Source organism: Ferrovibrio sp. GW821-FHT12B10 (genome assembly GCF_058807515.1).
Genome location: NZ_JBXAQT010000001.1, coordinates 2,873,731 through 2,899,531 on the forward strand (window position 1 = coordinate 2,873,731; position 25,801 = coordinate 2,899,531).

23 protein-coding genes are annotated in these 25,801 nt (G+C 62.6%); 14 read left to right on the forward strand and 9 right to left on the reverse strand.

Annotated elements, in window-relative coordinates; translation table 11 throughout:
- Nucleotides 1–17 precede the first annotated feature (17 nt).
- Nucleotides 18–1,250 carry a glycosyl hydrolase family 28-related protein gene (locus AC1RRT_RS14455; RefSeq protein WP_493014510.1) on the forward strand — a complete coding sequence of 411 codons (1,233 nt, stop codon included), beginning with the start codon at nucleotides 18–20 and terminating at the stop codon, nucleotides 1,248–1,250.
- A gap of 9 nt (nucleotides 1,251–1,259) precedes the next feature.
- On the opposite strand, the gene AC1RRT_RS14460 is transcribed toward AC1RRT_RS14455, so the two are convergent.
- Genes AC1RRT_RS14460 through AC1RRT_RS14475 form a run of 4 tightly spaced genes read right to left on the reverse strand, consistent with a single transcriptional unit; the run spans nucleotide 1,260 to nucleotide 6,054 of the window.
- On the reverse strand, nucleotides 1,260–2,792 hold the full coding sequence (locus AC1RRT_RS14460; protein WP_493014511.1) for a lipopolysaccharide biosynthesis protein: 1,533 nt from the start codon (nucleotides 2,790–2,792) through the stop codon (nucleotides 1,260–1,262).
- Nucleotides 2,789–3,757, reverse strand: a complete 969-nt coding sequence (fcl, locus tag AC1RRT_RS14465) for a GDP-L-fucose synthase (protein ID WP_493014512.1) — start codon at nucleotides 3,755–3,757, stop codon at nucleotides 2,789–2,791. The genes AC1RRT_RS14460 and fcl overlap by 4 nt, the downstream gene beginning before the upstream one ends.
- A complete protein-coding gene (gmd, locus tag AC1RRT_RS14470) occupies nucleotides 3,750–4,826 on the reverse strand; it encodes a GDP-mannose 4,6-dehydratase (RefSeq protein WP_493014513.1) in 1,077 nt (358 codons plus the stop codon). Before gmd ends, fcl begins: the two co-directional genes overlap by 8 nt.
- A 43-nt stretch (nucleotides 4,827–4,869) precedes the next feature.
- Nucleotides 4,870–6,054 carry a glycosyltransferase family 4 protein gene (locus AC1RRT_RS14475; RefSeq protein ID WP_493014514.1) on the reverse strand — a complete coding sequence of 395 codons (1,185 nt, stop codon included), beginning with the start codon at nucleotides 6,052–6,054 and terminating at the stop codon, nucleotides 4,870–4,872.
- 247 nt (nucleotides 6,055–6,301) lie between these two features.
- Between AC1RRT_RS14475 and AC1RRT_RS14480 the strand changes: the two genes are divergently transcribed.
- On the forward strand, nucleotides 6,302–7,486 hold the full coding sequence (locus tag AC1RRT_RS14480) for a glycosyltransferase family protein (RefSeq protein ID WP_493014515.1): 1,185 nt from the start codon (nucleotides 6,302–6,304) through the stop codon (nucleotides 7,484–7,486).
- Nucleotides 7,487–7,498: 12 nt separating this feature from the next.
- On the opposite strand, the gene AC1RRT_RS14485 is transcribed toward AC1RRT_RS14480, so the two are convergent.
- The 3 genes from AC1RRT_RS14485 to AC1RRT_RS14495 all read right to left on the reverse strand — a co-directional run bounded on the left by AC1RRT_RS14485 (nucleotide 7,499) and on the right by AC1RRT_RS14495 (nucleotide 11,121).
- Nucleotides 7,499–8,272, reverse strand: a complete 774-nt coding sequence (locus AC1RRT_RS14485; RefSeq protein ID WP_493014516.1) for an FkbM family methyltransferase — start codon at nucleotides 8,270–8,272, stop codon at nucleotides 7,499–7,501.
- A 116-nt stretch (nucleotides 8,273–8,388) separates the two neighbouring features.
- Nucleotides 8,389–9,918 (reverse strand): UxaA family hydrolase, encoded by a 1,530-nt coding sequence (locus AC1RRT_RS14490; protein WP_493014517.1) that lies wholly within the window; start codon nucleotides 9,916–9,918, stop codon nucleotides 8,389–8,391.
- A gap of 30 nt (nucleotides 9,919–9,948) precedes the next feature.
- Entirely contained in the window at nucleotides 9,949–11,121 is a 1,173-nt protein-coding gene (locus AC1RRT_RS14495) for a fumarylacetoacetate hydrolase family protein (protein WP_493014518.1), read from the reverse strand.
- 176 nt (nucleotides 11,122–11,297) lie between these two features.
- Between AC1RRT_RS14495 and AC1RRT_RS14500 the strand changes: the two genes are divergently transcribed.
- The 9 genes from AC1RRT_RS14500 (at nucleotide 11,298) to AC1RRT_RS14540 (ending at nucleotide 20,862) form a co-directional block, all read left to right on the forward strand.
- Nucleotides 11,298–12,506, forward strand: coding sequence for a diaminopropionate ammonia-lyase (locus tag AC1RRT_RS14500; RefSeq protein WP_493014519.1), 1,209 nt, complete (start codon nucleotides 11,298–11,300; stop codon nucleotides 12,504–12,506).
- A 1-nt stretch (nucleotide 12,507) separates the two neighbouring features.
- Complete coding sequence (locus tag AC1RRT_RS14505; protein ID WP_493014520.1) at nucleotides 12,508–13,434, forward strand: N-carbamoyl-D-amino-acid hydrolase; 927 nt, start codon at nucleotides 12,508–12,510, stop codon at nucleotides 13,432–13,434.
- Nucleotides 13,431–13,691, forward strand: coding sequence for a hypothetical protein (locus AC1RRT_RS14510; RefSeq protein WP_493014521.1), 261 nt, complete (start codon nucleotides 13,431–13,433; stop codon nucleotides 13,689–13,691). Before AC1RRT_RS14505 ends, AC1RRT_RS14510 begins: the two co-directional genes overlap by 4 nt.
- Nucleotides 13,688–15,112, forward strand: coding sequence for an amidase (locus AC1RRT_RS14515; protein WP_493014522.1), 1,425 nt, complete (start codon nucleotides 13,688–13,690; stop codon nucleotides 15,110–15,112). Before AC1RRT_RS14510 ends, AC1RRT_RS14515 begins: the two co-directional genes overlap by 4 nt.
- 179 nt (nucleotides 15,113–15,291) lie before the next feature.
- Nucleotides 15,292–16,905: an ABC transporter substrate-binding protein gene (locus AC1RRT_RS14520; protein ID WP_493014523.1), complete on the forward strand. Its 1,614-nt coding sequence runs from the start codon at nucleotides 15,292–15,294 to the stop codon at nucleotides 16,903–16,905.
- 66 nt (nucleotides 16,906–16,971) lie between these two features.
- Nucleotides 16,972–17,925, forward strand: coding sequence for an ABC transporter permease (locus AC1RRT_RS14525; RefSeq protein WP_493014524.1), 954 nt, complete (start codon nucleotides 16,972–16,974; stop codon nucleotides 17,923–17,925).
- 2 nt (nucleotides 17,926–17,927) lie between these two features.
- Nucleotides 17,928–18,818 (forward strand): ABC transporter permease, encoded by an 891-nt coding sequence (locus AC1RRT_RS14530; protein WP_493014525.1) that lies wholly within the window; start codon nucleotides 17,928–17,930, stop codon nucleotides 18,816–18,818.
- Complete coding sequence (locus AC1RRT_RS14535) at nucleotides 18,815–19,876, forward strand: ABC transporter ATP-binding protein (protein WP_493014526.1); 1,062 nt, start codon at nucleotides 18,815–18,817, stop codon at nucleotides 19,874–19,876. Before AC1RRT_RS14530 ends, AC1RRT_RS14535 begins: the two co-directional genes overlap by 4 nt.
- Nucleotides 19,873–20,862: an ABC transporter ATP-binding protein gene (locus AC1RRT_RS14540; RefSeq protein WP_493014527.1), complete on the forward strand. Its 990-nt coding sequence runs from the start codon at nucleotides 19,873–19,875 to the stop codon at nucleotides 20,860–20,862. The genes AC1RRT_RS14535 and AC1RRT_RS14540 overlap by 4 nt, the downstream gene beginning before the upstream one ends.
- On the opposite strand, the gene AC1RRT_RS14545 is transcribed toward AC1RRT_RS14540, so the two are convergent.
- Nucleotides 20,859–21,767 (reverse strand): LysR family transcriptional regulator, encoded by a 909-nt coding sequence (locus AC1RRT_RS14545; RefSeq protein WP_493014528.1) that lies wholly within the window; start codon nucleotides 21,765–21,767, stop codon nucleotides 20,859–20,861. The genes AC1RRT_RS14540 and AC1RRT_RS14545 overlap by 4 nt on opposite strands.
- A gap of 102 nt (nucleotides 21,768–21,869) precedes the next feature.
- Between AC1RRT_RS14545 and AC1RRT_RS14550 the strand changes: the two genes are divergently transcribed.
- Together AC1RRT_RS14550 and AC1RRT_RS14555 are read left to right on the forward strand one after the other, a co-directional pair.
- Entirely contained in the window at nucleotides 21,870–22,493 is a 624-nt protein-coding gene (locus AC1RRT_RS14550) for a glutathione S-transferase family protein (RefSeq protein WP_493014529.1), read from the forward strand.
- 16 nt (nucleotides 22,494–22,509) lie between these two features.
- Nucleotides 22,510–23,499 carry a flavin-nucleotide-binding protein gene (locus AC1RRT_RS14555; protein WP_493014530.1) on the forward strand — a complete coding sequence of 330 codons (990 nt, stop codon included), beginning with the start codon at nucleotides 22,510–22,512 and terminating at the stop codon, nucleotides 23,497–23,499.
- A gap of 4 nt (nucleotides 23,500–23,503) precedes the next feature.
- Here the strand turns inward: AC1RRT_RS14555 and pobA are convergent, their stop codons facing one another.
- The gene (gene pobA / locus AC1RRT_RS14560; protein WP_493014531.1) at nucleotides 23,504–24,679 is read right to left on the reverse strand and encodes a 4-hydroxybenzoate 3-monooxygenase; all 1,176 of its coding nucleotides are present in this window, start codon (nucleotides 24,677–24,679) and stop codon (nucleotides 23,504–23,506) included.
- 153 nt (nucleotides 24,680–24,832) lie between these two features.
- Between pobA and AC1RRT_RS14565 the strand changes: the two genes are divergently transcribed.
- Nucleotides 24,833–25,732: a helix-turn-helix domain-containing protein gene (locus AC1RRT_RS14565; RefSeq protein ID WP_493014532.1), complete on the forward strand. Its 900-nt coding sequence runs from the start codon at nucleotides 24,833–24,835 to the stop codon at nucleotides 25,730–25,732.
- The last annotated feature ends 69 nt before the right edge of the window (nucleotides 25,733–25,801 follow it).

Here is a 25,801-nt window from a genome sequence, read left to right on the forward strand (position 1 = left end):
GTCGTGATCTTTTCGCCTTGGGCGGCGGCCTGGCGCTTGCGGCCAGCATGGGAATTCCCCCCGCACAGGCAGCACCCGCTGCCGCCCCGGCACCGTTTGGCAAGCTGGTTTCGGCAGGTGATTACGGCGCCGTGGGCGATGGGATGGCTGACGATACCGCCGCCCTGCAGGCCGGATTGGACGCGGCTTTTGCGCAGAAGGATGGCGGCATCCTGCTGATCCCGCCCGGGCAGTATCGCGTCACCCGTACCCTGCGCATTGCTCCGACCACTAACGTGACGCGACAGTCCGGTATCTTCGGGCTGGGAGCGCGGATTGTCTCAGGTATCGAGAACGGCGATTCCATCCTGGAGGTAAACTGCCAGTCGACTTTCCGTTTCCTGCTGATCCATGGCCTGGATATTCATGGCAGCGGTCGCGATGGTCACGGTATCCGGCTGATCTGCACTGGTAACAAGAATTTCCTATATAATTTCTGCCTGCGCGATCTGGTCATCCAGCGTTGCGGCAAGAACGGTTGCCAGCTGAGCGGTAATGTTTTCGAAGGGCAACTGATTAACTGTTATTTTCGGGGTAATCGAGGCCATGGCGCCGCCTTCCATCATGAGGTTGGCGGCAAGGGGATTCTGTCAGCCGTGCGGGTAATCGGCGGTGTGTTCGGCGAGAATGGCGAGCATGGCGCGGCGATGCTGGACGGCTGCTACGATGTCAGCTTTCACGGCAGCTATTTTCTGCTGAACAAGAAGTTCGGCCTGGTGGCTGAAAACGGCTGCACGCTGCTGTCCAGTTGCGGTTTCGAGAACAATCATGAAGGCGTATCGGATTTCAGCCAGGGCGATACCGGAATCTGGTTACAGAATTTCGGTACGTTGGTCAGCTGCACGGCTTATTCGATGTTCAGGCAGACGGGATTGATTCGCGCCATGATTGTCAGCAAGCTGGTCATGATCGGTTGCACAGGCAGTGGTGACGCCAGAGCGGCCGATGCGGGTCTGGCTTATCTGCGCGGTCAGCCGCGCAGCACCGCCACCGTGATCGGGTGCAGCGGTGCAGTGAAATGTGAAGGCGGCTTCGAGGCCACGGAAATAGGCGGTGAAGGTAGCGGCCTGAGACTTGGAGGCGGGTGGCAGAGCCGCAATCTGATGCAAATGGGCGAATACTGTCTGTGGGTGGATCGCCAGGGTCGCATGCGCATCAAGCGCGGCCGCCCCGAGCGCGATGACGACGGCGGTCTTGTCGGCGTCTCTTAGCCAGGCTTTCTAAAATCCTCCGGCGACCGGTGGGTGTATTGAGTTCCGCCGCAGCATTTGCGGTAGGCGGAGCAGGATGCCGAGTGCGCGCCGGCTGCGCGGGATTACCATGTAGACAGCCAGTGCGACCGGAATAGAGATGACGGCGCTGAGCGCTAGATCTGTCACAGGACCGGTGGCAGCCATCAAGGTGCTTTGCCGCATCAAGGAAATATTGGCAGCGACAGCGCCGGCAGCAAGCAGAGATGGCGCTATCGCCATGGCCATGTCAGGGCTGCTGACTGGCCCACGTCGGCCGCCAAGCCAGATCGCCAGTGGCAGGCGCAGGAACAGGCCCGCGAGAGCGTAAGCTGCGGCGATACCCGTGGCACCGAAGGGTAAGCCGCCGAGGACGGCCGCCACGACGGCTATCGCATCGGCCAGGCCCGCCCGTAGCATGTCGCCGGAACGGTTCTGGCTGGTATAGAGCAACGCGATGAACATCATCGCCGGCAGTGTGATCGCGGCAACGGCGAAACAGGCAACATAAGGTGCGGCTGCGCTCCATTGTGGACCGAACAGCACGCCAACCACCCAATCGGCGGTAACAGCGGCCAACGCCGCTGGTGGCATTGTCACCATGGCGAATTTCTCGAAGACGGTTAGGAAGGTATTGCGGTACCGATCAGGTTGCCCTTCAAGCCGACTGAGGGTTGGCATGGCAACGGCATAGATCGGCCCATTGAGGTTGTTCAGAGGCACGAGGACCAATTTTGCAGCGCGCTCGTAGAAACCGAGAATAACCGGCCCCCATAGCCAGCCGATGAGAACTTGGTCCAGGCTGCGCGCTGCCGCCGCGAGGACATTGTATGCCGTAACCGAGCCGCCGAAACGCAACATGTCGCCGATCTCGGGCGCACGCACCGGCAGGCCGGGGCGCCAGGGGCAGAGCTGCCAGCTGGCTACCAGTGTGATCACAGGGCTGGCGACGCGTTGGACGACCAGGGCCCAGTAACCGGCGCCGTTGATGGCGCAAACCACAGCCAGGGCCAGCGCGGTCAATTCCGCGCCGGTTTCAATGACGGCGATGGCGGTGAAGCGCATCTGACGACGCAGCAGTGCCCAGTGCTGAATCGTAAGACTGCTGGCAATGAATCCAAGCGCCAGCCAGCGCGTGATGGAAGTCAGTTCCGGTTCGCCATAAAAGCCGGCGATTGCTGGCGCCGCGAGCAGCAGGCCGAACCCAAGACAGCATCCGAAGCCGGCATTGATCCAGAAAAGGGTCGATACCTGCTGATGAGTGATGATCGGGCGCTGGATTGTCGCGGCTGAAAGTCCGAGTTCTTTCACCAGTTCGAGCAGGATCGACAAGGCCGCAATCATTGCGACCAGACCGAAAGCATGCGGTGACAGCAATCGCGCCAGAAGGATGGTGCCGCCGAACTGGGCGGTAAAGCGGATGGCCTGGCTGCCAAAGGAGACTAGCCCCCCACGCAGGCTGCGTCGGGTCAGATCCTGCTGCAGATGATCTGTCGCGAAGGGATCATCCTGCTGACTGTTCAAGCGATCGCCCGTTGATTGGCCAGATGATGATTCAGATACCATTGGTAGGTATTGGAGAGGCCGGTTTCCAGGCTGGTGCTGGCCTGCCAGCCCAGCTCACGCAGCCGCGCGGTGTCTATCACCTTACGCGGCGTGCCGTCCGGCTTGCTGGTATCGAAGGCGAGCTTACCTCGATAACCCATCACCCTGCACATCAAGCCGGCCAGATCGCGGATCGAAATCTCTGACCCGGTGCCCAAGTTGACGAAATCATGACCCGAATACCGTTTCAGCAGATGCACGATGCCATCGGCAGCGTCATCCACGTAGAGGAACTCGCGCATCGCCTTGCCGGTGCCCCAGATCTCGACGGCCTCGGCGGCGGTTTCCTTGGCGCGATGAATCTTCGCCATCAGTGCAGGAATGACATGGCCCTGCATGACGTCGAAGTTATCACCCGGCCCGTAGAGGTTGGTCGGCATGGCAGAAATGAAGTCGCAGTTATACTGCTTGCGATAGGCCTGGCAGAGCTTGATACCGGCGATCTTGGCGATGGCATACCACTCGTTGGTGGGCTCCAGCGGCCCGGTCAGCAGGGCGGATTCCGGAATTGGTTGCGGTGCCATGCGCGGATAGATGCAGGAGGAGCCGAGGAACAGCAGCTTTTCCACGCCATATTGTTTCGAGGCCTCGACGATATTGACCTCGATCATCAGGTTGTCGTAGAGAAACTCGGCCGGGCGCGTGTCGTTCGCATGGATGCCGCCAACCTTGGCGGCTGCAACGACAACTGCATGCGGTCGGGTTTCCCGCAGCCAGATATTCACTGACTCCGGGTTGCGCAGGTCGAGTTGCTGGCGCGGCGCCATCAGGATTTCGCAGTCTTCATCCTGCAGGCGGCGCACCACGGCCGAGCCGACCAGGCCGCGATGGCCGGCAACCCAGATGCGCTTGCCGGCCAGGGGATAGGTGGTCTGTTTATGCATAGGTCAGCACTCCGGCTCCGTCATGGTTCTGCTTCACAGCCGCGCGATCAGCTTCGACCATCTCGGTGACCAGCTGTTCGAAGCTGGTCTTGTGCTGCCAGCCAAGATTGCGCCAGGCCTTGTCCGGGCTTCCGAGCAGGAAGTCGACCTCGGTCGGACGGTAGTATTCCGGGTCGATGGCGACCAAGACATCACCGCTCTTGCTGCAATAGCCTTTTTCGTCGACGCCCTTGCCATCCCATTCGATCGGGCGGTTGATCTTTTGGAAAGCCAGCTCGACGAATTCGCGTACGCTGTGCACTTCACCGGTGGCCAAGACGTAATCGTCGGGCTTGTCCTGCTGCAGCATCAGCCACATGCCTTCCACATAGTCACGGGCATGGCCCCAGTCGCGCTTGGAGTCGATGTTGCCCAGATACAGGCGCTTCTGCAGGCCGACCTCTATGGCGGCCACGGCGCGGGTGATCTTGCGGGTGACGAAGGTCTCGCCGCGGATCGGGCTCTCATGGTTGAACAGGATGCCGTTCGAGGCATGCATGTTATAGGCCTCACGGTAATTCAATGTGATCCAGTAGGCATAGAGCTTGGCGGCGGCATAGGGGCTGCGCGGATAGAACGGGGTGGTCTCGCGCTGCGGGATCTCCTGCACCTTGCCGAACAGTTCAGAGGTTGAAGCCTGGTAGAAGCGGGACTTGTCTTCCAGCTTTAGGATGCGGATCGCCTCCAGCAGGCGAAGGGTGCCGATGGCATCGGTATTGGCGGTATACTCCGGCGCTTCAAAGCTGACCTGCACATGGCTCTGTGCTGCCAGATTGTAAATCTCGTCGGGCTGGGTTTCCTGGATCAGGCGGATCAGGTTGGACGAATCCGTCATGTCGCCATAGTGCAGGAAGAAGCGTACGTCTTCCTCATGCGGATCGCGATACAGATGATCGACGCGGCGCGTGTTGATCGAAGACGAACGTCGCTTGACGCCATGCACCGTGTAGCCCTTCTCCAGAAGAAGCTCGGAGAGGTAGGCGCCGTCTTGACCGGTGGCACCGGTGATCAGAGCCGTTTTGTTCGACATGGGGGTTTCCTTTTGCTGCGTGTCTGGGGGAGGGGGAGGCGGGTCAGGCTGTAAAGGCGATGCGATCGGCCACGGCGTCCCAGGAATAGGACGACAGGACATGCTGCTGGCCGCTCCAGCCCATCTCATAGAGACGATCCGGATCGGACAGCGCATCGAGAATGACGGCGGCCAGGGCTTCGGGTTCGGCCTGGTCGGCGAGGAAACCGTGACGGCCCTGTTCGGTGATTTCGGGCAGACCGTTGCGGCGCAGACCCACGACGGGCGTGCGCGACAGCATGGCCTCGAGATAAACTTGGCCCCAGGGATCATTCAGCATCGGCTGCGTCAGCAGGGTCGATGTGCGGAAGAGCCGCTGCAATTCCCGCCAGGGCAAATGGGCGTGGAAATGTACGTTCGGGAGATCCGGCACCAGGCTACGGCTACGCTCGTCACCCACGATGGACAGTGTCAGATCCGGTCGCTCGCGCTGCGCCAGCCGGAAGGCTTCTAGCAGCAGCAGGCCGCCCTTGGCCGCGAAGATATGCTTGGCGACGAACAGCAGGTTCGGCCGGTCATAGGTCTTGGGCTGGTCGTAAGGCTCGATCTGCCCCATGCCGGAGCCCACCACGGTGACCTTCTCGGGCGGTAGAGCGTAATGCGAGATTAGGTGGTCGCGCACATAGGCGCCGAAGGTGAATACATGCTCCACGCTGGCCAGGGCCTCGTGCTCAAGCTGCTCAAAGGCTTCGAGCGCCCGGCGGCTGTACCCCTTCATGTCGGTGCGGTGTTGCAGGGAGAGGGCCCAGTCATGATCGCAATAGAGGTAATGCTTAACGCCGTCATCAAGGTCGACCGGCGGCAGGTCCAGCGTACCGGTATGCAGGACATGGCGGATGCGGCGCCGGCGGGCGATTTCGGCCAGCCGCTCAGCCGCCTTGTCGCGGGCGGCTCGCATGCGCAGGACGGCCTCGCTGGTGCGCGGCAGGCCATAGCCTTTCAGCACGTACTGCATGGCCAGCAGCCCGCGTTCGCTCTTCTGACCGCCGGAATGAATACCTTCGACCGCGATGCCGCGTTCCTGAAGTCCGCGCGCCACGTTGTAGGGCGCGGCTGACCACGTGCGTCGATCCATCGGATCGCCGAAAATGCTGCTGACGGCGACGCGCTCGAAGCGGCGCGCACCCGTATGGGGAATACCGAAGTGTTCGTTGGCGCTTCGTGTCGCCTCGGCGGCAGTCGTGCTCACGGCTCAAAACCTGATTCGGGAAAGGAGGAAACCTAAGCCTATGCAAGCCGACTTATTCCTGGATCACCAGTGATCAACCTGTGACCGCCAACTGCACTGCAAAACGGTGCGTTTTTATAAGCCAGAGCTGCGGAAACATGGCGTTTTTGTGGCCGTTTCAAGCACAGATTGATCACACCTTTGTCCACCCTCGCGTCCCTACTATCGCACAGCAACAAGATTGACATTCCGTAATCTGGAGACAGGCATGCACAGCCATGTCCGCAAGAAAAAATCCGTGATGTTCTTTGCGCCCGATGTCAGCGATGTGAGCACCGTCAAACGCGCCGAGGCGTTTCTGGCGCATGGCTACCAGTTGCAGGTATTCGGCTTTAGACGCGACAACTACAATCGCGGCTATGAACCGTCATGGCCCTACGTCTATCTGGGGCGGACCTACGATTTCCGCTATCTGCATCGGATCGCTGCCATCCTCGGTGCCTTTCCGCGTATCCTAGCCCAGTACAAGAAACTCAAATCCGCCGAAGTACTCTATGCACGCAATCTCGATCAGTTGCTTCTAGCGATTTTCGCCCGCCTGTTTGCGCATAAGCCGGCGCGGCTGATCTATGAAATCCTCGATGTTCAGCCGGCTTTCGTCGGCGATGGATGGCGGTCGCGCCTCTTGCGGACGCTCGAGCGCTTCGGCCTGCGCCGCACCGATCTGCTGGTGGTGTCGTCGCCGGGTTTCATTCGGCATTACTTCAAGCCGATCCAGGGCTATGACGGCGCCTGGTTTTTGCTGGAAAACAAATTGCCGGCCAATGTTCCGCTGGTAACCGGCATCCGTCCGGTGGAGAAACGCGGCATAACCGGTCGCGAGCGTTATCGCTGGGTGGTGGGTTATTGCGGCTTGATCCGTGGTCGCGAAACCATCGACCTGATCATCCGGCTTGCCGAACGCCTGCAGGGGCTGGTGCTGTTCCGTTTTCGCGGTATCTTCACCACCGTGGACCGGCGCTACCTGATGGATGCCATCGCTCGGTTGGACAATCTGGTCTATGACGGCGATTACGTGAATCCCCGTGATCTGCCCGAGGTCTATGGCGATATCGATTTCGCCTGGGCGATCGACCTGGAGCATACCGAGCATAACTCGCGCTGGCTGCTGCCCTGTCGGTTCTACGAGGCCGGTTATTTTGGTGTACCCTGCCTTACGGCACGTGGCTTCGAAGTTGCGCGGCTGGTGGATGAGGCACAAGTGGGCTGGAGTTTCGAGAAGCCTTATGAGGATGCGCTTGTGCGTTTCTTCCTCACGCTGACTCAGACGGAATATGACGAGACGCGACAGCGGCTACTGGATACGCCCAGCAGCGGCTTTGTCGCTGGCGATGATACGGTTGAATTGCTGCGGCGGATCGACCGCGTGGAATACCAGGCCGCTGCGGAGTGACCGCTATCGCGGTCAGGCCGACATCTTGGCGTGATCGCGCGCGGTGTTGCGATTGACCATCACGCAATCGAACTCGATCAGGCGCATGCCTGGGTCGCGGCTGATCGGGTAGAGACCCGAGATATCGAATCCGCAGTTGTTCAGATGCCGGATCGTATCCATGTAGCCCGGCATGCCTTCGTAGATATTGATGATTGAGGCTTCGCTCTGCAGGGCGGCGATATTCGGCAGGATGGCCGTGGCGCCCGCCAGAACCTCCAGGTCGAAACCCTGGGTATCCAGTTTCAGATAGACATTGCGGAAACCGTGGCGGCGCTGCAGTTCGGGCAGGATTTCATCCAGCCGGTGCACCGCGACGATCTCGGTATGGCTGGCCTCGTTCAGGCCGTTGAATTCCGGGACCGCGGAATTGTCCGGGGTCAGGAAGGAGCTGAACTGGTCGGATTTCATCACATGGATGGGCAGCGAACCGCGATTGCGGCCCAGCGCATGGCCGACGATTTCCCAGTGCGGATCATTCAGGCGCCGGTGCTGCAGGATGGCGACATTGCGGCTGACTGGCTCGAAGGAGACGATCAGGCCCTGATAACCGACTTTGTCGCGCAGGAAGTCATGGTATTGGCCGGTATTGGCGCCGACGTCGAGCACGCAGTCGATTTTCAGGAAACGGAACAGCGGACCCAGATGGATAGCGAAATCACGGTCCTTCATGTCGCGCAACGGAACGATGTCATAACCCATCGCACGGGAGGTTTTGCGGATCCAGTTTTTGACAGGGCGAAACATGGGCAAGCCTAGGCTGAATGACGGGAAGCCCTCAGCATTGCGATCTGCATCCCGAATGGGAAGTGACCATTCGGTGGCTTGGCTACGGCAGAAACGGCGGTCTTTCGCCGATATGGCTACATTGTGGCGCCGATCTGCCAGGGCACGAACTCGGCGTCGCCGAAGCCCAATTCCTCACTCTTCGACTGCTGGCCCGAGGCCACAGCGACGATCTTGTCGAAAATCTGCTGGCCCATCTGGGGCACGCTGATGCCTTCATCCAGGATGGCACCGCAGTTGATGTCCATATCTTCTTCCATGCGGCGATACATGGCCGAATTGGTTGCCAGCTTGATCGAGGGCACCGGCTTGGCGCCAAAGACCGAACCCCGGCCGGTGGTGAAGCAGATGACGTTGCCGCCGCCGGCAATCTGCCCGGTGGCCGAGCAGGGGTCATAGCCGGGCGTGTCCATGAAGACGAAGCCCTTGGTATCCACCGGTTCAGCGTATTTGTAGACGCCGCGCAGATTGGTGGTGCCGCCCTTGGCTGCGGCCCCCAATGACTTCTCCAGAATGGTGGTCAGGCCGCCCTTCTTGTTGCCAGGCGAGGGGTTGTTGTCCATCGAGCCGCCGTTGCGTTCGCAGTATTCCTCCCACCAGCGGATGCGTTCGATCAGCTTTTCGCCAATCTCCCGGTTTTCGGCGCGACGGGTCAACAGATGTTCGGCACCGTAGATCTCTGGAGTTTCGCTCAGGATAGCCGTGCCGCCGTGGCGCACCAGAAGGTCGGCTGCCGCCCCCAGCGCCGGATTGGCGGTAATGCCGGAATAGCCGTCCGAGCCGCCGCATTGCAGGCAGAGCGTCAGATGCGAGGCTGGCACGGTCTCGCGCCGGATGGCATTGGCGTCGGGCAGCATTTCTTTCAATTGTGCGATGCCGCGTTCCACCGTCTTGCGAGTGCCGCCGGTCTCCTGGATAGTCATGCTCTGCAAGCGCGGGCTGTGCTTCAAGCCCTGTGCCTCCATCATGAAATCGATCTGCGCCACTTCGCAGCCCAGGCCCAGCATCATCACGCCGGCGAAGTTGACGTGTTGGGCATAGCCCCAGAGCGTGCGCTGCAGGTTGCCATAGCCTTCGCCCTTGTCAGCCATGCCGCAGCCGGTGCCGTGCACGATGGCGACCACGCCGTCGACATTGGGGTAGTCGCGCAACGCATCGCCCTTGAAATAGTCCGCGATGTAACGCGCCACGGTGGCCGAGCAGTTCACGCTGGTGACCACACCCAGATAGTTGCGGGTGCCGGCCTTGCCATTGTCGCGCATGTAGCCCTGGAAGGTGGCGCGTTGGTCTTCAGGGATATAGAGCGTTGGGCGCATGTCGGCGCCATAGGCATAATCGCGGTCGAAGTCGCCCATCACCATATTATGGCTGTGCACATGCTGGCCGGGCTCGATCGGCATGGAGGCGAAGCCGATGATCTGGTTGTACTTGCGGATCGCTTCGCCTTGCGCGATGGGCGCGGTGGAGACCTTGTGGCCGGCGGGAATGATGCTGCGGCAGGTGACATTGCCGCCTTCCACACTCATGCCGGGCTGCATCTCGGCCCGCGCTACGACCACATTATCGTTTTCGTTCAGGCGGATGACCGCCGATACCCGATCCAGCATGATGTCCTCCCACGGACTTATGGGAACAGCTTAGCGCAACAGGCCGCGCTGCGCGAGGTTGCGCATCAGCGCCCGGCTGCCAAAGGTCCAGGGCGGCAGGCGATCGCAGGTGTCGACCTGGTTGACCAGTCCGCCCAGGCGCGGCGAGCGGATGGTTACCACATCGCCCGGCTTGTGCGTGAAGCCCATGCCGGGCGCGCCGCGGTCCTGGATTGGCGCGAACATGGTGCCGGTAAACAGCATGGCGCCATCGGGATACTGGTGGCTGTTGCCAAAGGCCTGACCGGCGAGATCGGGCAGGTCGCGACTGATGCGGGCCAGATGCGAACTGGCTTCCAGGCGGAAATTGTCCCGCCCTTCGATCACCAGGCTGACCTCGACGCGACGCAGGTCGTCCAGGGCGAAATGACTGTCGAAAAGACGGATGAACGGTCCGATCGCAGAAGACGCGTTGTTGTCCTTGGCGCGGCCCAGTAGCAGCGCGCTGCGACCTTCCACATCGCGCAGGTTCACATCGTTCCCGAGCGTCGCGCCGACAATCTCGCCACGGCTGTTCAGCGCCAGAACCACTTCGGGCTCGGGGTTGTTCCAGGTCGAGTCCGGATGGATACCGACCTTCATACCGGTGCCGACGGATGCCATGGGCTGACATTTGGTGAAGATCTCGGCATCGGGTCCGATGCCAACTTCCAGATACTGCGACCAGGCGCCGCGCTTGATCAGCGTTTCGCGTAGGCGCATGGCCTCGGGTGAACCAGGCTTGATGCGGGCCAGTTCGCCACCCATGGCGGCTGCGATCTCGGCGCGCACGGCATCGGCGCGGCTGGCATCACCACGAATCTGCTCCTCGATCACCCGTTCGATCAGGCTGTCGGCGAAGGTGACGCCGGCGGCCTTCACGGCCTGCAGGTCGCAGGGCGGCAGCAGATACGGTGCGGTTAGCGTCGCAGTATTCTTCAGCAGATCGGCCAGCATGCCAATGCGGGGCGCGGCCTTGATTGCCTTGGTCACGATGGCGGCCGGCTGGTCGAGGTCGAGCAGTTCGCTGCTGGTTGCCGCCAGCGCCGAGAGATCGACGACATCCTCGCCGCGCAGGGCCACCACCACGGGGCCGGCGGGGTTGCCGCCGATCCAGGCGCGGCCGACCAGCGTTGCTTGTTGGTGATCCTCGGGCAGGCAGGCGGCCAGCACGGTATCTTGCATGATCATTATCCAAGTGGTGGCAATACGGTGCTGCGATTTAAGCCTGGAAGGCGGGCATCTGCATAGGCTTTGATCATCGTCACCTGTGCTGCACTGCCGCAGAATCGGCTCTGGCGTAGAGGGACGGACTGGCAGGCTCCTTGCTTGTTCAGGGCCAGCGTACAAAGATCGGGCCCATGCTTTCCGCGTTTCTCTTCAATTCGCGCCGTCAGCGCGACATTCCCTATCCGCCGGCACTGAAAGCCATCCAGTCCCTGGCCGCCCATGACGCGGCGCGGACCGAGATCGCGCAGTGGCCGGGCTTCGCGTCGACACCGTTGCATGATCTGGCCGGGTTGGCGGGCGAGCAGGGCCTTGGCGCAATCTGGTACAAGGATGAAGGCGGGCGCTTCGGCCTTGGCAGCTTCAAGGCGCTGGGTGGAGCCTATGCAGTGCTGCGCCAGCTACAGAAGGCGGTCGCCGCCGTGCACGGCCTGCAGCCGGCCGATGTCAGCAGCGCCGATCTGCTGGCCGGCACCTACGCCGATATCGTCAGCCGGATCACTGTCACCTGTGCCACCGATGGCAATCATGGCCGCTCGGTGGCCTGGGGCGCCTCGCTGTTCGGCTGTGCCTGCGTCATCTATGTCCATGCCGGCGTTAGCGCCGGTCGGGAGCAGGCTATCGCAGCCTATGGTGCGCGGGTGGAACGGACGGCGGGCAATTATGACGACAGCGTACGCAAGGCGCAGCAGGATGCCACCGCCAACGGCTGGATCGTCATTTCCGATACTTCCTATCCCGGCTATCTGGAAATCCCGCGCGATGTGATGCAGGGCTATTCGGTGATGGCGGCCGAGGCGCTGCGGCAGGCTCCGGCAAAACCGACCCATGTCTTTGTGCAGGGCGGTGTCGGGGGACTTGCTGCTGCCGTTCTGGCGTATCTGTGGGAAAAAGACCTCGATCGCCCGATCTTCGTGGTGGTCGAGCCGGACCAGGCCGATTGCCTCTATCGCAGCGCCGAAGCCGGCAGGCCCGTGGTGGTCGAAGGCGCGCTGGACACTATCATGGCCGGCCTGGCCTGCGGCGAGGTTTCGCAGATCGCCTGGGACATCCTGTCGATTGGCGCAGACGCTTTCATGACCATTACGGATGACAGTGCCGCCGAGCTGATGCGTCGCCTGGCGCAGACTGTCGGATCCGATCCGGCTATCGTTGCCGGTGAATCCGCCGTGGCGGGTCTGGCCGGCGCATTGCTGGCGCACCGCGACCCGAAGGTCGCGGCAATGCTGAAGCTGGATGCGCAGTCGCGGATTCTGGTGTTTGGCAGCGAAGGCGCCACCGATCCGGCAGTGTATGAACGGATCGTTGGCAAGCCGCCGGCGGCTGTACAGAAAGGGGCTTGATATGGCGCGTCTGATCACCGTGGGCGCCGCCCAACTTGGCCCTATCGCCCGCAGCGAAACGCGGCCCCAGGTGGTGGAGCGCCTGATCGCGCATCTGCGCGAGGCCAGGCGCATGGGCTGCGATCTGGTGGTTTTTCCGGAATTGGCGCTGACCACTTTCTTCCCGCGCTGGTTCATGACCGATCAGGCCGAGATCGACAGTTTCTTTGAGCGCGAGATGCCGGGGCGGGAGACCCAGCCGCTGTTCGACGAGGCGCGGCGACTGGGACTGGGCTTTTCCATCGGGTATGCCGAATTGACGCCGGAGGGGCAGCATTTCAACACTTCCATTCTCGTCGGCAAGGATGGCGCGGTGATCGGCAAATACCGGAAGGTGCATCTGCCTGGCCATGCCGAGCACGAGCCATGGCGCGAGTTCCAGCATCTGGAAAAGCGCTATTTTGATATCAGTGATACGGGCTTTCAGGTCTGGCGCGGCTTCGGTGGCATCCTCGGCATGTGCATCTGCAACGACCGGCGCTGGCCCGAGACTTATCGCATGATGGGTCTGCAGGGCGCGGAGATGATCCTGCTCGGCTACAACACGCCGGTGCACAACCCGCCCGCACCCGATCACAACGCGCATTCCCTGTTCCATAATCAACTGGTTATGCAGGCCGGCGCCTATCAGAACGGCAGCTGGGTTATCGGTGTCGCCAAGGCCGGTAACGAAGAAGGCGTGCCCATGATCGCCGGAACGCAGATCATTGCGCCTTCGGGAATGACAGTGGCAGCGACGCAAGGAGAGGGCGACGAGCTGGCGGTCGCCTGCTGCGACCTTGATGCCTGCGCCAGTTACAAGACCACCACTTTCAACTTTGCAGTCCATCGCATGCCGCAGCATTATGGACTGATCACTGTGCGCAAGGGAGCCGAGCCGCCGCCATGAAACCGAAGAAGGCTGTCGTTACACAGATCACTCCGCCGGCCAAGCCAGCCGCGGCCCTGCAGCCGCCGCTGGTTGCGGGTCTGTTCGCCGAGGCCGGTGTGCAATTACGTCCCGGCCGTGCCGATATAATCGCGGGCAGCCTTGGCGTTGCCGTGGCCAAATTCCGCACTGTCGCCCACAAGCTCGCTTTTGAGCGCGAGCCGGGCCTGTTTCCTGTAACGCTGGAAAAGCCCGCGAAGAAAGGCGGCCGCAAGTGAGCAAGAAGCCGTCGGACACCGCTTTGATCAATCTCGGGCTGGCCGAAGCCGCCCGCGCCGTGGCCAAGGGTCAGGTAAGCGCCCAGGCGCTGACCGAGGCCAGCCTGGCTCGCATCGCCGAATGGCAGCCGAAGGTGAATGCCTTCCTCAAGCTGGAAGGCGAGGCAGCGCTGAAGGCTGCCAAGGCCGTGGATCGTGCGCGCAAGCGTGGCGTCAAGCTGGGCCGCCTGGCTGGCGTGCCGCTGGCGCACAAGGACATGTATTACCGTGCGGGCAAGGAAAGCACCTGCGGTTCGGCCATTCGCCGGCACTGGAAGGCCACCGAAACCGCCACGGCGCTGCAGCGCCTGGATGCCGAAGGCGCGCTGGATCTCGGCCGTCTCAACATGGCGGAATTCGCCTTCGGTCCGACCGGCCACAATTATCACTATGGTCATGCCCATAATCCCTGGAACATCGACCGCATCACCGGCGGCTCGTCCAGCGGTTCCGCGGCCGCGGTGGCCGCGCGCATGGTGTTCGGCGCGCTGGGCTCGGATACTGGCGGCTCGATCCGCCAGCCCGCGCATTACTGTGGCCTGGTCGGCATGAAGCCGACTTGGGGGCGGGTGAGCCGCGCGGCTGCCATGCCGCTCAGCTATTCGCTCGATACGGTCGGGCCGCTCACGCGCCGCGTGGAAGACAGCGCGCTGCTGATGGAAATCCTGGCCGGAGCCGATCCGCGCGACCCCACCGCCAGCAGCCTGCCGGTGGACGCTTATATGAAGGCGGCGCAGTCGGGTGCCGTGCGCGGACTGAAGATCGCCGTGCCGCGCCGCTATTTCTGGGACAAGCTGAACAAGCCGAGCGCCGAACTGCTGGAGAGCGCGCTGAAGGTCTTCGCCAAGCTGGGCGTGAAGGTTATCGAGATGACGCCGCCGGACATGGAGATGGTCACAGCGGCTTCTTTCGTGATGGTGTCGGCCGAAGCCTCGGCCCTGCATGCATCCTGGCTCCGTACGCGACCTGGTCTCTACAGCGATCAGGTGCGCGGTCGCCTGGAAAACGGGCTTGCGCTCAGCGCCGTGGATTATATCGACTCCCAACGCTGGCGCAGTGAGGCGGCGGCCGCTTTCCTCAAGGCGATGAACGGCGCCGACGCGGTCTTCGCGCCTGTCGCCGACAAACCGGCGCCGACGATCGCTGAAACCGATGTCGCCGGCAAACCCGAAGCCGCCAAGACCATCGCGTCGCTGACGCGGCTCACCCGTCCGATCAACTATCTGGGGCTGCCGTCGATGACGGTTCCCGCGGGCTTCGTGCGGGGCGGCATGCCAATCGGGTTCCAGTTGATCGGCAAGCCGTTCGATGAGGCGATGCTGTATCGCCTGGGCGGCGCGTTCGAGTCGAAGCAGCCGACCTATGATCGGATGCCGCGGTAACTGAACCACTGCCCGTAACCAATCGGATGCATCGGGCGGCTGCTTATTTTAGAGGCAATGCTGGATTCCAGATAAGCAGCCACCGACAACCCGCTCATTTGTACGCGTAGAATCAAGTTCTTCGTTCGTGGCACGGACCTTGCGTCTTCACCCCAATCTTCCAACCTGGGGTGAAGACCATGGTCTCCAAAATAGTTTCCACGACGGTTCTCGGCCTGCTTGCGGCAGCGGCCCTGAGCGGCCTTACGGCGACGCCGGTGCAGGCGCAGGGCGTGCTGCGTATCGGCATGACTGCCTCAGATATCCCGCTGACCACCGGCCAGACCGACAATGGCGGCGAAGGCATGCGGTTCATGGGCTATACCATCTATGACGCCCTTGTGAACTGGGACCTGAGCTCGGCCACCAAGCCTTCCGATCTGGTGCCTGGTCTGGCCGAAAGCTGGGGCGTCGATGCCACCGATAAAACCAAGTGGACCTTCAAGCTGCGTCCGGGCGTGAAATTCCACGACGGCAGCGAATGGACCGCCGAAGTTGCGGTCTGGAACTTTGAAAAGCTGCTGAACAAGGATGCTCCGCAGTTCGATCCGCGCCAGTCGGCGCAGGGTCGCTCGCGCATTCCGGCGATCGCCAGCTACAAGGCGGTCGACAAGCTGACGCTGGAAATCATCACCAAGAGCCCGGATGCCACGCTGCCCTACCAGCTGGCCTGGATCATGTTCTCGTCCAAGGCGCAATTCGAGAAGGTCAAGACCTGGGACGAATTCGCCAAGACGCCGTCGGGCACCGGCCCGTGGAAGCTAACCACCTTCGTGCCGCGCGAGCGTGCCGAAATGGTGCCGAACCCCGATTACTGGGACAAGGCGCGCGTGCCGAAGCTGGATAAGCTGGTCGTGATTCCGCTGCCCGAGCCGAACGCCCGCGTCGCCGCGCTACGCTCTGGCCAGGTTGACTGGATCGAGGCTCCGGCCCCGGACACGGTTGCGTCGCTGAAGAGCAGCGGCTTCACCATCATCACCAATGCCTATCCGCATAATTGGACCTGGCATCTGTCGCGCGCCGAAGGCTCGCCGTGGAACGACATCCGCGTGCGTAAGGCCGCCAATCTGGCGGTTGATCGCGAAGGCATGAAGGAACTGCTGAGCGGCCTGATGATTCCGGCCACCGGCTTCTTCCCGCCGGGTCACCAGTGGTTTGGCAATCCGAGCTTCAAGGTCAAGACCGATCTGGTCGAAGCCAAGAAGCTGATGAAGGAAGCCGGCTACAGCCCGGAAAAGCCGCTGACTGCCAAGGTGCTGATCTCGCCCTCGGGTTCGGGCCAGATGCTGCCGCTGCCGATGAACGAATTCGTTCAGCAGAACCTGGCGGAAATCGGCCTGAAGATCGAGTTCGAAGTGGTCGAGTGGAACACGCTGATCAACATCTGGCGCGCCGGTTCCAAGCATGAGAGCTCGCGCGGCGGTACGGCGATGAATTACAGCTACTTCATCCAGGACCCCTTCACCGGTGTTATCCGTCATCTGCAGTGCAACCTGGCGCCGCCAGCCGGCACCAACTGGGGCCACTACTGCGATCCGGACATGGACAAGCTGTTTGACGAGGTGCGCAACACCTTCGACCCGGCGGGCCAGACCAAGGTGATGCAGAAGATTCACGAGAAGTATGTGGATGACGCCATCTTCTTGATGATCACCCATGACGTGAACCCGCGCGCCATGACCTCCAAGGTCAAGGGCTTCGTACAGGCGCAGAACTGGTTCCAGGATTTCTCGCCCATCACGATGACCAAGTAATGTGAATGAACGGCCGGCCCTGACCAGCAGGGCCGGCCTTTTTCTGCCTTTTAGAACCGGCGCCCCATGCTGATTTATGCCATCAAACGGCTGATCTATGTCCTGCCTGTCGCTTTCGGCGTCAGTCTCGTCTGCTTCATGCTGGTGCATATCACGCCAGGCGATCCGCTGACCGCTGTCCTGCCCGTCGACGCGACGGCCGAACTGCAGGCCGAGATGCGGGTGATCTACGGCTTCGACAAGCCGCTGCCGGTGCAATACGTCATCTGGCTCGGCAAGGTTCTGGTCGGCGACCTCGGTACCTCGATTGCCACCGGCCGCGCCGTTCTCACTGAAGTGTCCCGTGCCGTGGGCAATACCTTGATGCTGGCGGCAGTCGCCACCATGATCGGGTTCTTCTTCGGCGCGCTGTTCGGCTTTGTCGCCGGCTATTTCCGCGACTCCGTCATCGACCGCATTGCCTCCTTCCTGTCTGTGCTCGGCGTCAGCGTGCCGCATTACTGGCTCGGCATGGTGCTGGTTATCCTGTTCTCGGTGCAACTGAGCTGGTTGCCCGCCACTGGCGCGGGGCCGGGTGGGTCAATGGACTGGTCCTGGGACTGGGCCCATATCCGCCACCTCATCTTGCCGGCCGTCACCATGTCGGTGATTCCGATGGGCGTCATCGCCCGCACCATCCGCGCGCTGGTAGCTGAAATCTTGTCGCAGGAATTCGTGCAGGCGCTGGGTGCGAAAGGCCTGATGGATCGCGGCATCTTCCGCCATGTCGTCAAGAACACTGCGCCGACCGCGCTGGCCGTCATGGGGTTGCAGCTCGGCTATCTGCTCGGCGGTTCGATCCTGATCGAGACGGTCTTCTCCTGGCCGGGTACAGGCTTCCTGCTGAATGCCGCGATCTTCCAGCGCGATCTGCCGCTGCTGCAAGGCACCATCCTGGTGCTGGCGATGTTCTTCGTCATGCTGAACCTTCTGGTCGACGTGCTGCAGACCGCGCTCGACCCGCGCATCCAGCGGAGCTGACCATGGCCGTCGGTGCGATTGACGACAAAGTAACGGTGGCTCCGATCCAGGTCTCGGACGGCTATTGGCGCGGTGTGATACGGCGGCTGAGCCGCGATCCTGTCGCCATGGTGGCGCTGGCGCTGATCGTGGCGCTGGTGCTGATGGCTGTCCTGGCGCCCTACATTGCGCCGGCTGATCCGATCAAGGGCTCGATGCTGCGCCGTCTGCGTCCGGTCGGCACGCCGGGTTATCCGCTTGGTGCCGACGAGCTTGGCCGAGACATGCTGTCTCGCCTGATCTATGGCGGACGCCTTTCGCTGTTTATGGGGGTGACGCCGGTGCTGATGGCTTTTGTCATCGGATCTGGTCTGGGGATTTTCGCCGGCTATGTCGGCGGCAAGCTCAACACCGCGATCATGCGCACCATCGACATCTTTTATGCCTTCCCCTCGGTGCTGCTGGCGGTGGCGCTGTCGGGCGCGTTGGGCGCCGGCATCACCAATGCGCTGGTATCGCTGACCATCGTTTTCGTACCGCCGATCACCCGCGTGGCGGAAAGCGTTACCACCCAGGTGCGCAACCGCGACTACGTGGAGGCCGCACGCGCCAGTGGCGCTGGTGGGCCGACCATCGTGCGGGTGCATGTGCTCGGCAACGTTCTCAGCCCGATTTTTGTCTATGCCACCAGCCTGATCTCGGTTTCGATGATCCTGGCTTCGGGCCTCAGCTTCCTCGGTCTGGGCGTCAAGCCGCCGGAGCCGGAATGGGGCCTGATGCTGAACACGCTGCGCACGGCGATCTATGTCAATCCGCTGGTCGCGGCACTTCCGGGCGCGATGATCTTCATCACCTCGATTTCCTTCAACCTGTTCTCCGACAGCCTGCGGTCGGCTATGGATGTACGCGGATGAGCGCGACCGATCAGGATATCTCTCTCGATCCGCGTGATCGCGGTGGTCCGCGTCAGCCGCTGCTCACCGTGCGTGGCCTGGTCAAGCATTTCCCGGTGAACAAGGGCCTGTTCGGCCGCACGACGGCCGTGGTGCGTGCTGTCGACAGTGTCGATTTCGACCTGCTGAAGGGCGAGACGCTCGGCATCGTGGGAGAGTCCGGCTGTGGCAAGTCCACCACCGCGCGCCTGCTGATGCATCTGATCCAGCCGGATCAGGGCAACATCATCTTTGATGGCGAAGTCGTCGGGCAGGAACTTTCCCTGCCGGAATACCGCCGCCAGGTGCAGATGGTGTTCCAGGACAGCTATGCCTCGCTCAATCCGCGCTTGACCATCGAGGATTCGATCGCCTTCGCGCCACAGGTACATGGCGTATCGCGTCGAGAGTCCATCGGTCGTGCCCATGACCTGCTGGCGCGCGTCGGCCTTGAGCCCAACCGCTTCGCCGGCCGTTATCCGCATGAACTCTCCGGTGGCCAGCGCCAGCGCATCAATATCGCCCGCGCCCTGGCGCTGGAGCCGCGCCTGGTCATTCTGGATGAAGCCGTGTCGGCACTCGACAAGTCGGTCGAGGCGCAGGTACTGAACCTGCTGCTCGACCTGAAGGAGGCTTTCGGCCTGACCTATATCTTCATCTCGCACGATCTGAACGTCGTCCGCTTCATCTCGGATCGCGTCATGGTGATGTATCTGGGCAAGGTGGCCGAAATCGGCACGGCGAACGACATCTTTGACCGTCCGGCGCATCCTTACAGCAGTGCGCTTCTGTCCTCGATGCCGGCAATGGATCCGGATGCGCGCACCATGGAAGCACCGCTCTATGGCGATCCGCCAAATCCGATCAATCCGCCGTCGGGGTGCCGGTTCCATACGCGCTGCACGCGCGCCGAAGCGGTCTGCAGCGTCGAGGTGCCGAAGCTCGCTGTGACCGGATCGGCGCAGCAAGTCTCCTGCCTGATGTATGAAGCAGGCTCGGGCCATTCGGCGGCCGGTCCGGCCCGGGAGGCTGCGGAATGAGCGAGAAACCCGCCCCCATGATCGATATCCGTGATCTCACCGTCACCTTCACCGGCGGGCGCAAGCCCGTGCATGCGGTCAACGGTGTGACGCTCAGTGTGGCGCGCGGCGAGGTTCTGGCCCTGCTGGGCGAGTCCGGCTCGGGCAAGAGCGTGACGCTACGCTCCATCCTCAACATGCATCCGAAAAAACGTACCCGCAGCACCGGCAGCGTAACGGTGGCTGGGCAGGACGTGATGGCGCTGTCGGGCCGCGCGCTCGCCGATTATCGCGGCAAGACGGCTTCGATGATCTTCCAGGAGCCGCTGCTGGCGCTCGACCCGGTCTACACCGTCGGCGCGCAGATGGTGGAAAGTATCCGTCGGCATGAATCCGTGTCGAAGGGGGAGGCCTATGCCCGGGCGCTCGCCCTGCTGCAGAAGGTGCGTATTCCTTCCCCGGAGCGCCGTCTGGAGGCTTATCCGCACGAGATGTCGGGCGGCATGCGCCAGCGTGCCATGATCGCGCTCGCGCTCGCCTGCAATCCCAAGATCCTGCTGGCCGACGAGCCGACCACGGCGCTGGATGCCACCGTGCAGATCCAGATTCTGCTGCTGCTGCGTGACCTGCAACGTGAACTCGGCCTCTCGGTCATCCTGGTGACCCACGATATCGGCGTGGCGGTGGAAATGGCGGATCGTGTCGCCGTCATGTATGCGGGCCGTATCGTGGAAACCGGCAGCGTGCGCGACATCATCCGGAATCCGCGCCATCCTTATACACAGGGGCTGCTCGCCTCGCGCGCCCATGACGCCATGTCGACGGCGCGTCTGGACGCCATCCCGGGTTCGCCGCCCGATCTGGCCAACCTGCCGCCCGGCTGCGCTTTCGCGCCGCGCTGCAAATATGCGGATGCTAGTTGTCTGGTCGCGACACCGGAGCCGGTTGTTGTCGGCAACCAGCATCTGGCCCGCTGCATTCGCCTCGCCGCACAGGCTGCAGCCTAGCCCTGGGGCAGGCCGCTGAGGGCGCTCTGCAGGCGTGATGCCGCGAAATCGATGAAGCCACGAACCCGCGCATTGGCGCGCCGACCCTCGCGATGCACCAGGTGCACCGGAATGGCGGGCAGTTCGTAATCTGCCAGCACGATCTTCAGCTCCCCGCTCAGCAGATAGGGCGCGATCATATAGGACAGAATGGTGGTGACGCCGCGCCCGGCAAGAGCCGAGGCAATCGCGACATCTGCTGAATTGACCACGAGCTGCGAAGGCGGCAGCAGGGTTTCGTTACGCCCGCCATTCTGGAAAACCCAAGGCTGTGGCGCGAGGAAGGCCGAGAACAGGCAGGCCTGATGCTGGGCCAGATCGGCCGGCGTCTTTGGGATGCCGTGGCGGGCCAGATAGTCGGGCGAGGCGCAGATGACCCGGCGTACGGTGCCGAGGCGTACGGCGCTCAGGGATGAATCCGGCAGATGCGCGATGCGCACCGCGACGTCGAAGCCTTCGTCGATGATGTCCACCACGCGATCAACGAACAGGCTGCGCATCGTCACTTCCGGATACTGCTGCAGGAAGTCCAACATCACCGGCGCCACATGGATGCGTCCGAACATCGCCGAAGCCGTGAGGCTGAGGGTGCCGCGCGGTGTGCCATGCATGCCGGCGGCCGAGGCCTCGGCTTCCTCCACCTCGGCCAGGATGCGTTTGCAGTCGGTCAGGAAGGTCGTGCCGGCCTCGGTCAGGCGCACGACCCGGGTGGTTCGGTGCAGCAGGCGGGTGCCGATGCGGTCTTCCAGGGCGGCGATGGCGCGCGTGATCCCGGGCGCCGACAGCCCGATTTGCCTGGCGGCCTGCGTAAAATTCTGCGCTTCGGCAACGGCGACGAAGGCGCGCATGGCATCCAGGCGATCCATCTTATTATTTCAATATCAGGAATAGTATATTGTCAAATCGGCATATTAAGTATTTTCCGATCAAGATCATAGTAACGGGGTAATTCAACCCGAGGACCCGCCATGACTGCCCCGTCGCTCCGCTTGCACCGTTTCGCACTCTCCGGCCATGCCCACCGGGCCGAGCTGTTCCTGTCCCTGCTCGGGCTGCCCTTCACCAGCATCGATGTTGATCTGGTCAACAAGGCGCAGAAGCAGCCGGACTTCCTGGCGCGCAATGCTTTCGGGCAGGTGCCGGTGCTGGAAGACGGCGATGCCGTGATTTCCGACAGCAATGCCATCCTGGTCTACCTCGCCTCGTGCTATGACCGGAGCGGCCAGTGGCTGCCGCGGGACCCGGTGCAGGCCGCGCAGGTGCAGCGCTGGCTCTCGGTGGCGGCGGGCCAGCTGGCATCCGGGCCGGCCGCCGCGCGGATGGTGGTGCTGTTCAAGGCGCCCTTCGACCATGAGCGCACCAAGCAGATCGCCGCCCAGCTCTATGCCGTGATGGATGCTCATCTGTCCAAGCAGCCCTGGCTGGTGGGGAGCAACCCGACGATTGCCGATATCGCGCTCTATTCCTACACGGCGCATGCGCCCGAAGGCGGTGTGTCGCTGGAACCCTATCCGAATATCCGGGCCTGGCTTGGCCGCATCGAAGCCCTGCCCGGCTTCGTCGGCATGCCGCGCAGCGCCGTCGCCGCCTGAGCAGAGGAGGTCGATCATGGCCATCAACCCGAATGAAGGTCTGCCAGGCTGGCCCGAAGGCTCGCCCTGGCATGCCGGCGAGCAGGCGCTGCAGGCGCGGGCCGGTGTGCGCGAGCGCATGGAAATGGCTGGCCGCCGCGCGTTGCGCGACTTCATGCCCGAGCAGCATCGGGAATTCTTCACCCAGCTGCCGACGCTGATCGTGGGCAGCCTCGACGAAGACCGGCGGCCATGGGCGTCCATCCTGGTCGGGCGGCCGGGATTCATAGGCACACCCGATCCGCGCCTGCTGACCGTGAGTGCCGCGCCGCTGCCGGGCGATCCGCTGGCGGGTAACCTGGTTAAGAATGCGCCGCTGGGCTTGCTGGGCTTACAGCCGGAGACCCGGCGCCGCAATCGCGCCAACGGCCATGTGCTCTCGAGCGATACCGGCGGCTTCGTCGTTCAGGTGACGCAGAGCTTCGGCAATTGCCCGCAGTATATCCAGGCGCGCCAGCCCTTCTTTGTCGATACTGTCGAGATCGCGCCCGAGGCCCATGCCGAGGGGGCGCGGGTATCGGATCGCGCCGCCGCGTTGATCCGGCAAGCCGACACCTTCTTCATCGCCACGGCAGCAGCCGGAGCCAGCGGCATCGATCCGGTTCATGGTGTGGACGTGTCGCATCGCGGTGGCCGGCCCGGCTTTGTGCGGTTGACAGAAAAGGATGGCCGCAGCCAGCTGACCGTGCCGGATTTCTCCGGCAACAATTTCTTCAACACGCTGGGCAATATCGCCAGCAATCCGGTCGCCGGTCTGCTGTTCGTCGATTACGCGGCCGGCCACGTGCTGATGCTGACCGGCAGTGCCGGGATCATCTGGGATGGGCCAGAGGTGGCGGCGTTCGAGGGAGCGCAGCGGCTGATGCGGTTCGAGATCGACCGCGGAGTCTGGCTGAATGATGTGTTGCCGCTGCGCTGGTCAGCCTCGGCTTATGCGCCGCAGCTGGTGCATACCGGAGTCTGGTAACAGCTTATTCGAAGGGCAGGCCGACATAATTCTCGGCCAGGCTGGTCATCGCGGCGCGTGAGGAGACCAGATAGTCCAGTTCAGCGAGCTGGACCTGGTTCTCGAAGTCGCTGCGTTCGTCGAAGCGATGCAGCAGCGAGGTCATCCACCACGAGAACCGCTGCGCCTTCCAGACGCGGCGCAGGCAGATGTCGGAATACCCGTCGAGCAGCGCGCTGCCCTTCTTGGCGTAATGGGTCTCCAGTGCGCGCGACAGGTAGTGCACATCGGCCACGGCCAGGTTCATGCCCTTCGCGCCGGTCGGCGGCACGATATGGGCGCTGTCGCCGGCCAGAAACAGTTTGCCGTGCCGCATCGGACCGGCGACAAAGCTGCGCATCGGCGTCACACCCTTCTGGATGATCGGACCTTCTTCCAGCTTCAACCTGTCTTCACCTTCCAGACGTTTGTGCAACTCTTCCCAGATGCGGTCATCGGGCCAGTTGGCGATGTCCTCGTCGGGATGGCACTGCAGATACAGTCGGGTGATTTCCGGCGAGCGCATGCTGAACAGCGCGAAGCCACGTTCGTGCTGGTTGTAGATCAGCTCTTCTTGTACCGGCTTGGACCGCGCCAGAATGCCAAGCCAGCCGAAGGGATAAACGCGCTCGTAAATCTTCAGCACATCGGCCGGGATCGCCGGGCGGCAGATGCCGTGGAAACCGTCGCAGCCGGCGATGAAATCGCAGTTCAGCGTCTTCGCTGTGCCGTCCTTGTCAGTCCAGGTGATGCGCGGCTGGTCGCTGGAGATGTCATGTGCCGCCACATCGGTGGCCTCGAAGACGATCTGGCCGCCGTCTTTCAGGCGCTGGGCGATGATGTCTTTGACGACTTCATGCTGGCCATAGACCATCACGGCCTTGCCGGTCAGGTCGACGAAATCAATGTGATGATTACGGCCGCGGAAGCGCAGGGCCGTGCCGTGATGCAGCAGGCCTTCCTTGTTCATGCGCGCGCCAAGGCCGGTCTCGTTCAGCACATCGACGGTGCCTTGTTCCAGCACGCCGGCGCGGATGCGGCCTTCCACATAGGGGCGGTCGCGGGCTTCCAGAATCACGGATTCGATGCCGGCCAGATGCAGCAGGTGCGACAGCAGAAGGCCGGCAGGGCCGGCGCCGATAATCCCGACTTGGGTACGCATGCGAATCTCTCCCCGGATAACAGTCAGGAAGATGGCCCGGCACCCGAACAAGGGAAATGGACGCAGATGCGCTAATCTTGTACTTTTCCGCGTCAGACGGGGGAGGCGCTGCCCGTCTGACGGAACAGGGGTGCAGGGCGGATTCCATTATAAATGACTGATTTAATTCCAAGATTCTTCCTGTATGGCGAAGCCGACAAAGAGGCCGGGCTGCATTTTCTGCATGTCGAGACGATTGCCGCGCGCAGTCTCTTGCACGATTGGCACATCTCGCCGCATCGTCATTCCAACCTGTTCCAGCTGCTGTTGGCCACCGGTGGCGGTGGGCAGTTGCGCGCCGATAGTCTGGAGCTCGACTTCGCGGCTCCCACACTGGTGACGGTGCCGCCGGGCGTGGTGCACGGCTATCGCTTCCAGCCTGGCACCGAAGGCTGGGTGGTCACGCTGTCGGACAGTTTCGCCCGTGACATCCTGGGGTCGCGCGGCAGCGCCGACCTGGCGCCGGTGATGACCGGGCCGGTGCTGCTGCCGCTGGATGCGAATGCCGCTGAGACAGCGCGGTTGCGCGATCATTTCGCCGCCATCGCGGAAGAGTTCCGTTGGAATGCGCTGGGCCAGATGGAGGCCATTGCCGCTCATGTGCGGCTGATCTTCATCACCATGGCGCGCCAGCGCCAGGCGGATCGCCAGCAGGCACTGGCGCAGGATGCGGATGCGGCGCTGTTCGCGCGCTTCCGGATGCTGGTCGAAACCCATTACCGCGAGCATCGTCCGGTCAGCGCCTATGCTGCTGATCTTGCCGTGACGGAAAAGCGCCTCACGGCCGCCTGTCGACGCGTCGCCGCCAAGGCGCCGCTGGATGTCATTCACGCGCGTTTGATGATCGAGGCGAAGCGCAACCTGCTCTACACCTCGATGACCGTGGCGGAAGCTGGCTATGCGCTGGGTTTCCGCGATCCAGCCTATTTCACGCGCTTTTTCACGCGCCGCGCCGGCGTGGCGCCACGCCGGTTCAAGGTCAGTGGCATGGGATTGCAGGCAACTGCCGATTGACGCTGCGGCAACCGTGCCTGCCTCTGCGGCACGGTTTGCAGGCTGTATCTCCTGCTGTAATCTGCGGCA

What these genes read in the sequence shown, in the direction of transcription:
- AC1RRT_RS14535 (WP_493014526.1), top strand. Translation starts at nt 18,815, where the DNA reads ATGAGCGCGACCGATCAGGATATCTCTCTCGATCCGCGTGATCGCGGT.
- AC1RRT_RS14500 (WP_493014519.1), top strand. Translation starts at nt 11,298, where the DNA reads ATGCTTTCCGCGTTTCTCTTCAATTCGCGCCGTCAGCGCGACATTCCC.
- AC1RRT_RS14490 (WP_493014517.1), bottom strand. Translation starts at nt 9,918, where the DNA reads ATGCTGGATCGGGTATCGGCGGTCATCCGCCTGAACGAAAACGATAAT.
- AC1RRT_RS14510 (WP_493014521.1), top strand. Translation starts at nt 13,431, where the DNA reads ATGAAACCGAAGAAGGCTGTCGTTACACAGATCACTCCGCCGGCCAAG.
- fcl (WP_493014512.1), bottom strand. Translation starts at nt 3,757, where the DNA reads ATGCATAAACAGACCACCTATCCCCTGGCCGGCAAGCGCATCTGGGTT.
- AC1RRT_RS14555 (WP_493014530.1), top strand. Translation starts at nt 22,510, where the DNA reads ATGGCCATCAACCCGAATGAAGGTCTGCCAGGCTGGCCCGAAGGCTCG.
- AC1RRT_RS14530 (WP_493014525.1), top strand. Translation starts at nt 17,928, where the DNA reads ATGGCCGTCGGTGCGATTGACGACAAAGTAACGGTGGCTCCGATCCAG.
- AC1RRT_RS14480 (WP_493014515.1), top strand. Translation starts at nt 6,302, where the DNA reads ATGCACAGCCATGTCCGCAAGAAAAAATCCGTGATGTTCTTTGCGCCC.
- AC1RRT_RS14540 (WP_493014527.1), top strand. Translation starts at nt 19,873, where the DNA reads ATGAGCGAGAAACCCGCCCCCATGATCGATATCCGTGATCTCACCGTC.
- AC1RRT_RS14525 (WP_493014524.1), top strand. Translation starts at nt 16,972, where the DNA reads ATGCTGATTTATGCCATCAAACGGCTGATCTATGTCCTGCCTGTCGCT.
- AC1RRT_RS14485 (WP_493014516.1), bottom strand. Translation starts at nt 8,272, where the DNA reads ATGTTTCGCCCTGTCAAAAACTGGATCCGCAAAACCTCCCGTGCGATG.
- gmd (WP_493014513.1), bottom strand. Translation starts at nt 4,826, where the DNA reads ATGTCGAACAAAACGGCTCTGATCACCGGTGCCACCGGTCAAGACGGC.
- AC1RRT_RS14505 (WP_493014520.1), top strand. Translation starts at nt 12,508, where the DNA reads ATGGCGCGTCTGATCACCGTGGGCGCCGCCCAACTTGGCCCTATCGCC.
- pobA (WP_493014531.1), bottom strand. Translation starts at nt 24,679, where the DNA reads ATGCGTACCCAAGTCGGGATTATCGGCGCCGGCCCTGCCGGCCTTCTG.
- AC1RRT_RS14565 (WP_493014532.1), top strand. Translation starts at nt 24,833, where the DNA reads ATGACTGATTTAATTCCAAGATTCTTCCTGTATGGCGAAGCCGACAAA.
- AC1RRT_RS14495 (WP_493014518.1), bottom strand. Translation starts at nt 11,121, where the DNA reads ATGCAAGATACCGTGCTGGCCGCCTGCCTGCCCGAGGATCACCAACAA.
- AC1RRT_RS14550 (WP_493014529.1), top strand. Translation starts at nt 21,870, where the DNA reads ATGACTGCCCCGTCGCTCCGCTTGCACCGTTTCGCACTCTCCGGCCAT.
- AC1RRT_RS14545 (WP_493014528.1), bottom strand. Translation starts at nt 21,767, where the DNA reads ATGGATCGCCTGGATGCCATGCGCGCCTTCGTCGCCGTTGCCGAAGCG.
- AC1RRT_RS14520 (WP_493014523.1), top strand. Translation starts at nt 15,292, where the DNA reads ATGGTCTCCAAAATAGTTTCCACGACGGTTCTCGGCCTGCTTGCGGCA.